The following is a 7,196-nucleotide window of genomic DNA, read 5'->3' as shown; positions in this document are numbered from 1 at the left end:
CGAAGCCCGAATCACGTTGCTCTTGACGAGACTGTGATTCGAATCGATGATCAGCAATTCTGGCTGTACGCCGCCGCTGATCCCGACACAAACGATCTCCTGCATCTGCGGCTGTTTTCAACGACGACGACCGCATTGACCGAGATCTTTCTCCGTGAACTGCGCGAGAAACACGATGTCGAATCCGCAGTGTTTCTGGTCGATGGCGCTCAACACCTCCAAACTGCGCTGGCCAGAGCTTCACTCCGATTTCAAACCGAACGGAATGGAAATCGGAATGCCATCGAGCGAATCTTTCGAGAACTCAAGCGTCGCACCTCGTCGTTCTCGAACTGTTTCAGCCACGTTGAGCCGCAAACCGCGGAAAATTGGCTCCAAGCATTTGCCGCCTGGCTCAATGCTCCAAACTAAACACGACCGCACAGAGACAGCGTGAAGTTATAGGTGCGGGAGACGCGGAGAGAGGGTATGGAACTCTTCGGAACGGCCGGCATCAGGGGTTCGGCCGAAGAGCGAGTGACCCCAGAACTCGCCCTCGCAGTCGGTCGAGCTGTCGGTGCCGACACGGTCGGGAACGCATCCGAGGCCGACGCCTCACCCGTCGTGATCGCCCGGGACGGACGGACGACGGGGCCGGCGCTCGCCGCCGCAGTGGAGGCTGGCGTGGAGTCGGCCGGTGCCGACGTCCAGCGGGCGGGGATGCTCCCGACTCCGGCCCTCGCGTACGCCTCACGGGGCGGCCGCGGCGTGATGCTCACTGCCTCGCACAATCCACCGACCGACAACGGGATCAAAGTCTTCGTCGACGGCGAGGAGTACGACCGCGAGTTGGAACGTGGCATCGAGTCTCGGGTCGCAGGCGAGCAGACGCCGGCTGCCTGGGACGTGTGGGGCCGATCCGAGGACGTCGACGTCCTGGCGGCGTACCGAGACGCAGTCGTCGCATACGCTCAGGGGCACGGTGCGCGTGCGGACGGACTCGACGTCGCCGTCGACTGCGGGAACGGAATGGGAGCGCTGGGGACACCGCCGGTTCTCCGGGACCTCGGCGCGCGGGTCGTCACGCTCAACGGCCAGGTCGACGGCTACTTTCCCGGACGGGAGTCCAAGCCCACCCCCGAATCGCTGTCGGACCTGCGGGCGTTCGTCGCGGACGGTGCCTTCGATCTCGGGATTGGTCACGACGGCGACGCCGACCGGATCGTAATACTCGACGGCGATGGGGACGTCGTCCACGAAGATACCGTCGTCGCGATCCTGGCTGAACACTTCACTCGAGTCGCGGCCACCGACGACCCGGTCGTCGTGACGACACCGAACGCCTCGGGACGGATCGACGAGCGCGTCCGGGCCGCGGGCGGCCGCGTCGAACGGGTTCGACTGGGCGCGCTTCACGAGGGGATCGCCGCGGCTCGCGCCGCCGGCGGCGACGTCGTCTTCGCCGCCGAGCCCTGGAAGCACATCCACCCCTCACACGGCGGGTGGATCGACGGCGTGGCCTCCGCCGCCGTGTTGACAAGGCTGGTCGCAAGCGACGGTCTCGATGGCCTTCGTGGGCCAGTCACCGAGCGTCCCTATCGCAAGGTGAGCGTCGAATGTGCCGACGACCGAAAGCGCGAGGCGATGGCACGTCTCGAAACGACGCTCCCCGAGTCGTTCCCCGATGCCGACGTGGACACCGAGTACGGCGTTCGCCTGGAGTTCCCCGACGCCTCGTGGACGCTGGTCCGACCGTCGGGCACCGAACCGTACGTCCGCGTGTACGCCGAGGCCGACGACGTGGACGCCCTCGTCGACGAGGTGACCGGCGTCGTTGAGCGCGCGGTCGCAGACGGAGACTAACAAATCGGGACCGCAGGCCCCGGTCCGTCGAGTAATCGACCGGGCTATGCCACGAGTGTCCGGGTTCCGGAACGGAGCGACGAATTTATGCGCATCTCGGTTCCCATTACTCCGTAGGTGTCCATAGTAATGGATAGACGCACGTTCGTGAAGGCGACCGGAGTTGCAGGAATCGCAGGACTGGCCGGCTGTAGCGGCGGCCCGTCGGGTGGATCCGAAGAGTCGACAGAGACTGCCACCGAAGAAAGCGGTGGCGACGGCGAGACGGAGACGACCGCGGCGGAAACGACCGCTAGCGGGCCGGCGGCCAACATCGGGATGGTCTACGCGACCGGCGGGCTGGGAGACGGGTCGTTCAACGACCAGGCCCAGCAGGGTGCGATCGAGGCCGAAGAGGACCTCGGGATCTCGTTCAACGAGGCGCAGCCGGAACAGGTCTCCGAGTTCAGCACGTTCCAGCAGCAGTTCGCGCAGTCGACGGATCCGGTGTACGATCTGATCTGCGCGATCGGCTTCCTCCAGGCCGATGCGGTCACAGAGACCGCCGAGTCCTATCCCGATCAGGACCTGATGATCGTCGACTCCGTCGTCGACGCCCCGAACGTCGCGAGCTACACGTTCAAAGAACACGAGGGCTCGTACCTCGCGGGCCTGATGGCGAGTATGCTCACCACCCGTGACTACTCCGCGGGGGCCGGCTCGACGGCCGGAGACTCCACGAACGTCGGGTTCGTCGGCGGGGTCGAGTCCGACCTGATCCGGAAGTTCCAGGCCGGGTTCGAGGCGGGCGTGAGCGAGGGCGACGGCGACGTGGACGTCCTGACGAACTACGTCGGCGGCTTCAACGACGTCGCCGGCGGCCGCGAGGCTGCGACGGCGATGTTCAACAGCGGCGCGGACATCGTCTACCACGCGGCCGGTAACACCGGAACGGGCGTCTTCCAGGCCGCCCAAGAGCAGGGCGGATTCGCCATCGGCGTCGACCGCGATCAGTCGATCACGAAGCCCTCCTACTCGGATGTGATCCTCGGGAGTATGGTCAAGCGCGTCGACACGGCCGTCTACAACGCGATCGAATCTGTCGTCAACGACAACTTCCCCGGCGGCTCGGCCGTCTCGCTTGGACTCGAAGCGGAGGGCGTCGCGCTGGTCTACGGCGATGAACTCGGCTCGGAGATCCCCCAGGACGTCCAAGACGAGGTCGCGAGCGCCCGGGACAGCATCATCGCCGGCGACATCTCGGTCCCGTCCTCGGTGCAGTAAGCGGTCCCCTCCGGCGTACCGGATCATTTTTCCGGCCCGGATCCTCGGTCCGATCTTTGCTGATGAGTGAGCCGAACGCGGAGGGAGGACTGCGGACTGGCCACCCGGGGAAACATCCAAACCTATTCGGTCACCCCCTTACCAAGGGGAAATAGATCTATGGCCACTGCCGTCCACCTCGAGGAGATCACCAAGCGGTTCCCCGGGGTCGTGGCGAACGACGACGTCGACCTCGAGGTCGAGCGCGGCACCGTCCACGCCCTGCTCGGCGAGAACGGGGCGGGGAAGACGACGCTGATGAACGTCCTCTATGGACTCTACGAACCGACCTCAGGGCGGGTTCGCCTCGACGACGAGGTCAAGTCGTTCGACTCCCCGCGGGACGCAATCGACGCCGGCGTCGGGATGATCCACCAGCACTTCATGCTCGTGGATCCGATGACCGTCACCGAGAACATCACGCTCGGAAACGAGCCCCGGAAGTGGGGCGGCCTCGCCGTCGACCGCGAGGCGGCACGGGAAGCGGTCGTCGAACTCTCAGCGCGCTACGGCTTCGATGTCGACCCCGACGCGCCCGTCGAGGACGTCTCCGTCGGCGAACAACAGCGCGTCGAGATTCTCAAGGCGCTCTACCGGGGAGCCGACGTGCTCATCCTGGACGAACCAACGGCGGTTCTGACGCCACAGGAGGTCGAGGAACTGTTCGGCGTTATCGAGGAACTGACCGCTCAGGGCAAGACGATCATCTTCATCACGCACAAACTCGGCGAGGCGATGCGTGCGGCCGACGAGATCACCGTCCTCCGCGACGGGCGGAACGTCGGCACCGTCGCCGCGGACGCGACGACCCGCGAAGAGCTCGCAGAACTGATGGTCGGCCGCGAGGTGCTGTTAGACGTCGATCGGGAGCCGGCACAGGCCGGAGAGGTCGTCGCTTCGGCTGCAGACATCGTGGTCGAGGACGAACGCGGCGTCCGCGCGGTCGACGACGTCTCCTTCGAGGTCCGCGCGGGCGAGATTCTCGGCATTGCCGGCGTCGACGGCAACGGACAGGCCCCGCTCGTCGAGGCGCTGACCGGGATCGAGACGCCGGACGCGGGCGAGATCCGCTTCCTCGACGAGGACGTGACGAGCGCCTCTCGCCGCGAACGGATCGCCTCGGGAATGGCGTATATCCCCGAAGATAGACAGGAGCGAGGCCTGGTGATGGACTTCGGCCTGATCGAGAACGCGCTCCTCGGCAGCCAGCACAGCCAGGAGTTCGGCCCGGGTGGGCGAATCGACTGGCCGGCGACCCGCGAGCACGCCGAGGCGATTATCGACGAGTACGACGTGCGACCGCCGGATCCCGAGGCCGGCGCGGAGTCGCTGTCTGGCGGGAACCAACAGAAGTTCATCGTGGGCCGCGAGTTCGAGCGCGATCCGAAGCTCGTCGTCGCCTCACACCCGACCCGCGGGGTCGACGTCGGGTCGATCGAGTTCATCCACGAGCGCCTCTTGGAACTCCGGCGACAGGGGGTGGCTGTGTTGCTCGTTTCCTCGAAACTCGAGGAGGTACAGGGGCTCTCTGACCGCCTCGCCGTGATGTACGAGGGCGAGTTCAGCGGCGTCGTCGACCCCGCAGACACGACCGAAGAGGAACTCGGCCTCCTGATGGCGGGCGAACAGCCCGATTCGGTCGACGAGCGGATCGACTCGGGAACCGAACAGACGGCCGCAGCAGACTCGACGGGCGGTGAGGGGGCGTGAGCGCGGCGGACAGAGCACGCGCGGTGCTCACCCGGCTGGTCGAGGCCTCGGCGATCGAACGCATCCTGATCAGCACGGCTGCGCTCGTGCTCTCGATACTCATCGGGACCGCGATCGTCCTCGTCGCGGGGCGGATGACGACCTGCGCCGCCACCGACGCGGTCTACTACCTGGGCACGGGGTTCTGCTACGATCCGGTCGTCGTCTTCGATCGGCTCTTTCTGGGCGCTCTGGGGGAACCGTTCAGCGGAAACTGGTCGCCCGACGGGCAGTTCGCCGTCACGCTCCGTGAGACGACGCTCCTCGTCTTCACCGGGCTGTCGGTGGCGGTGGCCTTCCGTGCGGGGATCTTCAACATCGGCACGCAGGGGCAGATGGTCGTCGGCGCGATGGCGACAGCCGTCGCCGTCCTGTGGGCGTCCTCGTTCGTCTCCGGCGCGCTGGGGACGGTGCTCTTGATCCCCTTCGGGGTCCTCGTCGGAGCCGTCTTCGGTGGGCTCTACGGCACGCTGCCGGGGTTGTTGAAGGCGTACGCCGACGCCAACGAAGTCATCACGACAATTATGCTCAACTTCATCGCGACCGGCGTGACGCTGTATCTGGTCAGCGGCCCGTTCAAAGATCCGGGGAGCGCGGCGAACCAGACGGTCCCGCTGCCGGAGTTCGCGCGCTTCCCGTCGCTGTTGTTCGGCAGTCGTCAGGACTTCTCGCTCGTCGCGTTCGCCATCGGGATCCTCGCCATCGGCGGACTCTACTACGTTATCGAACACACGGCGTTCGGCTACGACGTCCGCACGAGCGGGATCCAGCCGGAGGCCGCCGAGTACGGCGGCGTCGACGCGGCGAAGACCGTGGTGGCGAGCCTGACGCTTTCGGGCGCGCTCGGCGGCGTCGCGGGTGCGATGTACGTGATGATGATCCTCGGGACGTTCCAGACGGGGCTGCCGTCGTACGGGTTCGACGGGATCACCGTCTCGATCCTCGCGGGCAACAACCCCCTGGGAGTCGGCGTCGCCGCCCTGCTCTTCGGGATCCTCAAGAGCGGGACGACGGTCGTCCAGTTCGCGACCGACGTGCCGCCGCAGCTGGTGGGCGTCCTTCGCGGGCTGATCATCCTGTTCGTCGCGATGCCCGAGTTCTTCCGGCTCCTCGGCAGACGGCTGTCCCCGTCGGGACCGGAGCGCAACCCCGTCGCCACCGATGGCGGCCGCCGGGAGGGAGAGACAGATGAGTGAGGCCGGTGCGGACGCGCCCGTCGGGAGCCGACTCACCGACACCGTGGCGGCGTACTCGACCCGGGCACTGGCCGGCGGCACGACGATCGCGGCCCTGTTCGTCCTCCTCGTCGCGGGAGCGATCTTTCCGGATTCGATCGCCGGAACGCTCGCGGACGTCCTCACGAGTCGGAACACGCTCGCCTCGGCGCTCAGGCTCTCCGTCCCGATCGCGTTCGCCGCGCTGGGCGGCATCTTCGCCGAGAAGTCCGGCGTCATCAACATCGGCCTCGAAGGCCTGCTCATCATCTCGGCGTTCACCGCCATCTACGTCACCGACCTCACGGGCGGGATCTGGATCGGGTTCGTTGGCGGCGTGCTCGCGAGTACGCTGCTGGCGGGCCTGTTCGCGATCGTGACCATCGAGTTCCGCGCGGACCAGATCATCGCCGGTCTGGCCGTCTGGCTGATCGCGCTCGGCCTCGCGCCCTTCGCCTCGCAGGTGATCTACAACGGCCCGAACACGCCGACGGTGCCGACGCCGGACGCGATCTCCGTGCCGGTGCTCGCTGAGCTCCCGTTCTTCGGCGCGCTCTTCTCGGCGTCGCCGTCGGTCTACCTGCTCTTCCTGTCGGTGGCCCTCTCGTGGTACGTCTTCGAACGAACGGCGTTCGGCCGGTGGATCCGTGCCAGCGGGGAGAATCCGAAGGCACTCGACACCGCAGGCGTGAGCGTCAGGGGCGTCAGATACGCCGCCGTGCTGCTCTCTGGCGTCCTGGCGGGGATGGGCGGCTCCGCCTTTTCACTGGATCTGGGACAGTTCACGGGCAACGGCCCGACGATGGTCAACGGGAAAGGCTTCATCGCCATCGTGGCCTACCTGTTCGGCAACTACAATCCCGTCGGCGCGTTTCTCTCGACGCTCCTGTTCGCGGGACTCGACGCGATCCAGACCGTGCTGCAGCTCCGGGGGATCGGGATCCCGCGGCAACTCATTCGCATCACGCCGTTCGTGGTCGTCATCGTCGTGCTCGCACTCGTCGGCCGAACCCAGACCCCCGAAGCCGCCGGCGACCACTACGAGTCGGGCGAAGAGTAACCGACCCGGCGCGTCGTTTTTCGAGTGTG

The 7,196-nt window shown here is 66.6% G+C and carries 6 protein-coding genes; all 6 read left to right on the top strand.

Annotated elements, in window-relative coordinates; translation table 11 throughout:
• The coding region (locus BLU74_RS10930) for an IS6 family transposase (protein WP_139175721.1) at positions 1-411 on the top strand (411 nt) is incomplete at its 5' end.
• Between the two features lie 57 nt (positions 412-468).
• Entirely contained in the window at positions 469-1,842 is a 1,374-nt protein-coding gene (locus BLU74_RS10925; protein WP_089767321.1) for a phosphohexomutase domain-containing protein, read from the top strand.
• A 129-nt stretch (positions 1,843-1,971) separates the two neighbouring features.
• On the top strand, positions 1,972-3,105 hold the full coding sequence (locus BLU74_RS10920; RefSeq protein ID WP_089767320.1) for a BMP family lipoprotein: 1,134 nt from the start codon (positions 1,972-1,974) through the stop codon (positions 3,103-3,105).
• Between the two features lie 159 nt (positions 3,106-3,264).
• Positions 3,265-4,854, top strand: a complete 1,590-nt coding sequence (locus BLU74_RS10915; protein WP_089767319.1) for an ABC transporter ATP-binding protein — start codon at positions 3,265-3,267, stop codon at positions 4,852-4,854.
• The gene (locus BLU74_RS10910; protein WP_089767318.1) at positions 4,851-6,089 is read left to right on the top strand and encodes an ABC transporter permease; all 1,239 of its coding nucleotides are present in this window, start codon (positions 4,851-4,853) and stop codon (positions 6,087-6,089) included. Before BLU74_RS10915 ends, BLU74_RS10910 begins: the two co-directional genes overlap by 4 nt.
• Positions 6,082-7,167, top strand: coding sequence for an ABC transporter permease (locus BLU74_RS10905; RefSeq protein ID WP_089767317.1), 1,086 nt, complete (start codon positions 6,082-6,084; stop codon positions 7,165-7,167). Before BLU74_RS10910 ends, BLU74_RS10905 begins: the two co-directional genes overlap by 8 nt.
• The last annotated feature ends 29 nt before the right edge of the window (positions 7,168-7,196 follow it).

Origin of the sequence: Halobellus clavatus (genome assembly GCF_900107195.1) — an archaeon.
GTDB lineage: Archaea > Halobacteriota > Halobacteria > Halobacteriales > Haloferacaceae > Haloquadratum > Haloquadratum clavatum.
This window is presented reverse-complemented; position numbering and strand designations above follow the sequence as displayed.